Raw genomic sequence first — 2593 nt, 5'->3', positions numbered from 1 at the left:
CAATAGTCTTCTTGAATTCATTATTATATTTTTTCCCTGTATTCTTACGTTCCAAGACGGACACATCCTCTCAAAAATCATTGTAAGGACTTAACTAAAATGTGTCCATGAAACTATACTAACTCCATACTTTAAAAATAAAACCAGTATTATTAGTGCCTAATAAATAAATTTTGTTCTTAAAGGAGTTGTTAAGTCAACTCCTTACTTAATGTACGATTCTTACAATAATCATACTTTCAAAACCCAATAGAAAAATCCCCTTGGTTACCAATTGGATTTTTTTATTTCGCAAATTAAATTTATTCATGATAAGATAAAAAAATCAAATACTAGTAAGGCAGGGCGGAGGTCAGTCAATTCTGGCTCCATCCTGCCTTTTTTGCCCACCCGATATTTGGAGGTTTTAATTTGAATGTTATCGTAAATAAATTTAAAAAAATGGGTTACAAGCATGTTTCTTTGTACGCCATCATAGCACTTTGTTTTGTCGCCTCTGTTTTCTTTGTTAATCACAATTATTCATTCTATGAACTTCCTATAGCCAAAGTCATCAAAACAAATCTGGAAAATACAACTGAATTGAATGATATGTATCAAAATGAAGATCGTCTATTTACCCAGAGTATAATAGCCGAATTACAAAATGGAGAAGAAAAGGGAAAACTTATTCATTTAAAGAATGAATATTCCTTATCCGGAGCTTATGATCAAGAATATCGAGTTGGAAATGATTTATTTGTTTCGATTGATACGAAGACAAAAGAAAATTCAGAGTTAACTGGAACCATAAAAGACGTAAAGCGTGATAAATTTGTGTTGATTGTAGCATGGATTTTTATCTTGACATTACTAATCGTTGGAAAAAAGCAAGGACTGTTTTCAATTATAAGTTTGGCAGTCAATGCCATATTGTTGTCATATGCATTAGATTTTTATTTGAATACATCAGACATTAGTTTGGTATTGATATGCAGTATAAGTATCATTCTATTTACGGTCCTTTCCCTTTTACTCGTTAACGGTTTTAATGAAAAAACATATGCAGCTATTATTGCGACACTGTTAGGGACTTTTTTATCACTGTTCATTATTTATCTTGTTATGTGGTTAACTTCCGGAAATGGCCTTCGATATGAAGAAATGCAATTTCTCACTCGTCCTTATAAAATGGTGTTTATGGCAGGGTTATTTATCGGATCTTTAGGAGCCGTAATGGATATAGCCATTACCATGTCTTCTTCGATTTTTGGGTTGTATGAAAAGAATAACCACATATCAGTAAAAGCACTTAAAACTTCAGGATTAGAGATTGGAAAAGACATCATGGGAACCATGACAAATATTTTGTTTTTTGCCTATATAAGTGGCTCCATACCTACGATTATTTTGTATTTAAAAAATTCTTCTGCATTAGGATTTACCCTTTCCATGAACCTTACATTGGAATTGGCCCGTGCCATAGCTGGTGGTATTGGAATCGTGTTAACTATTCCGATAGGTCTATATATTTCTATTTTTTTCATTAATCGAAAGAGGGAAAGAACATGAATGTATTAGTGTTGCTAGCGTTCATATTATTAATATTGATGATCTTGATTGGTGGAAAAAATGGAGCACGTTCATTTTTTGCTTTTTTCCTAAACTTTGGTGTGTTTCTTTTTACCATCATTTTTATGACAAATCCAAATAATGATCCGTATATCGTAACATTGATTGCATGTACGGTGATTAGTTATATTAATTTATTTTTTATTAATGAAGTGAATAGTACAACAAAAACAGCATTCATTTCTACTATTATCACGATTGTTATTGTACTCTTTTTTATTGTCATTGTGACGGAAAATGCGATGATACAAGGTTTTGGTGAAGAAGAAATAGAAGAGCTTAGCATCTTTTCCCTTTATATTGGAGTAGATTTTGTTAAAATTGGAGCTTCAGTCATTATTATGAGTACTATTGGAGCCATTATCGATACAGCCATGGCCATTTCATCTCCCATGCGAGAAATGTTTCATCACCATCCATCCATTAGCAAGAAAGATTTATTCACATTTGGAATAAGTATTGGGAGGGATATCTTAGGAACAACTACGAATACATTATTTTTTGCCTTCTTTGGAGGCTATTTGGCATTGCTTATATGGTTTAAAGATTTATCCTATTCTGTTGGAGAAATCGTAAACTCAAAAATATTTAGTGCTGAAATGATCACAATATTTTGTGCTGGAACAGGAGTAGCCCTGATTATTCCTATTACTGCCTTTATTACTGCTTATTTTTTGGTGAAAAAAAGAAAAAATAAAGAGAAAGTTATATAGGTATCATGGCAAAAAGGCTTATGAGCACTCATTTGTATAATAGGTATAAGTTTTTGAGGGAGGTAAGTTTAGTTTTGCATAGCCTTCAATAAGGGCCATTATATGAATACAGATAGAGAATGAGGCTGCCATTTGGCGGCCTTTTTTCGTGCGCCCGGCATGGGTGCAATCTATAGGGTGTGAGTCCCGAACCATGAAGGCAGTAGTAATGGTTAGCTTAATGCAAGGGTGTCCACGGTGACGTGGAATCTGAAGGAAGCAAGCGGCAA

The 2593-nt window shown here is 33.2% G+C and carries 3 protein-coding genes; 2 read left to right on the top strand and 1 reads right to left on the bottom strand.

What is annotated here, in order from left to right; all coding sequences use genetic code 11:
• The first annotated feature begins 441 nt into the window (after positions 1-441).
• Together LQ203_RS27250 and LQ203_RS27245 are read left to right on the top strand one after the other, a co-directional pair.
• Entirely contained in the window at positions 442-1551 is a 1110-nt protein-coding gene (locus LQ203_RS27250; RefSeq protein WP_230163050.1) for a YibE/F family protein, read from the top strand.
• Positions 1548-2324 (top strand): YibE/F family protein, encoded by a 777-nt coding sequence (locus LQ203_RS27245; RefSeq protein WP_230163048.1) that lies wholly within the window; start codon positions 1548-1550, stop codon positions 2322-2324. Before LQ203_RS27250 ends, LQ203_RS27245 begins: the two co-directional genes overlap by 4 nt.
• An 18-nt stretch (positions 2325-2342) precedes the next feature.
• Here the strand turns inward: LQ203_RS27245 and LQ203_RS27240 are convergent.
• Positions 2343-2593: hypothetical protein (locus tag LQ203_RS27240; protein WP_230163046.1), on the bottom strand; the 251-nt coding region annotated here is incomplete at its 5' end.

The organism is Peribacillus sp. Bi96, from assembly GCF_918698115.1.
Taxonomy (GTDB): domain Bacteria; phylum Bacillota; class Bacilli; order Bacillales; family DSM-1321; genus Peribacillus.
This window is presented reverse-complemented; position numbering and strand designations above follow the sequence as displayed.